Annotated in this window: 1 protein-coding gene; it reads right to left on the bottom strand. The window is 54.4% G+C overall.

Annotated features, from left to right (window positions below):
- Nucleotides 1-388: hypothetical protein (locus tag VJ956_RS12670; protein WP_324085406.1), on the bottom strand; the 388-nt coding region annotated here is incomplete at its 3' end.
- Nucleotides 389-1045: the final 657 nt, after the last annotated feature.

The following is a 1045-nucleotide window of genomic DNA, read 5'->3' as shown; positions in this document are numbered from 1 at the left end:
TACCAAAGAACCACAAGGCGCCAAAAATTCCGTGAAGAATTCCCCAAACTAGAGCCGACATCATTGCCACCACTACGGGACGGCTCGAAATGCATCCCAGGATCTTGATACCGCCAATCAGAACCAGGGTCTCGACGATGGGCGCAAATATCACGGCTCCCAGAAAACTTGAGACGGACACCTCTCTGGCCGGAGGTGCGATTGACTCGAGAGAGACGCCCGCAAGTGCAAGCAGTCCCGAGGCAAGCACAAAAAGCAACACCGATGGAATCAGCGCGATGGGCCAGGCTTCCAGAGAATATCGCCAAAGCGATACCTTTGGTGATAGCAGCCTGGCAACCAGCTTTACTGATTTGGGATTAGGTCTGGTTGTCCCGCGTGACGTCATTTGTTTTCCGAAGTTTATGGTTTTAGACGGTCAGTCAGGCGTCCTGGCGCTGATACGTGGTGTTTGTTGACGGGGCTTGGAACATTTGCCTGCGGGCATTCGCCCTGCTTTCCAATCATGATCGAGTCGCATCTCTAGCGGTGTGTGCCTGCTTTCATTGGGGTTGTGAGCGTGGCTGAATGGCGCGTCGACACAATAGGCCGGAAGCCCGTTTGATGGTCTCGCCTGAATATGGAAATTGCGTGGTCATGCTGCACCCCTCAGTCCCGAACCCTACCCTGGGTCGAGTCTAGCCGCGGATCGCGGCAGTTGGCAAGGGTGTGAGTTCTACGATTGCGGGTGCGGTCTCGAGATTCCTGCCTTCGCAGGAATGACGGCAAATCGTCGGACTGACTGGGGGCGGGAATGATGGGGGAGGCTCGCACCCGCGCCGGTTGCGGGAAAGCTGATGCTTATGGCTGAATCCTCAGGCCGCCAATGAAAATGCGTTTCAGGATCTGTCGACGGGCTTGACAAGTCATCGCAATGCAGATAATAATTATCGCGAAACAATAACAAATGGGCTCTTCGATTATGAACGATGAGAAAAAGCTCCGGCGTCATGCATGGCACTTGATGTCACTGAGTTCCGGATTTCAGGTGGTGGCCCTTCTCGGT

Origin of the sequence: Marinobacter sp., from assembly GCF_035268745.1 — a bacterium.
Lineage (GTDB): Bacteria > Pseudomonadota > Gammaproteobacteria > Pseudomonadales > Oleiphilaceae > Marinobacter.
Note: the sequence above shows the minus strand (reverse complement) of the source record. Positions and strands in the feature narration are given on the sequence as shown.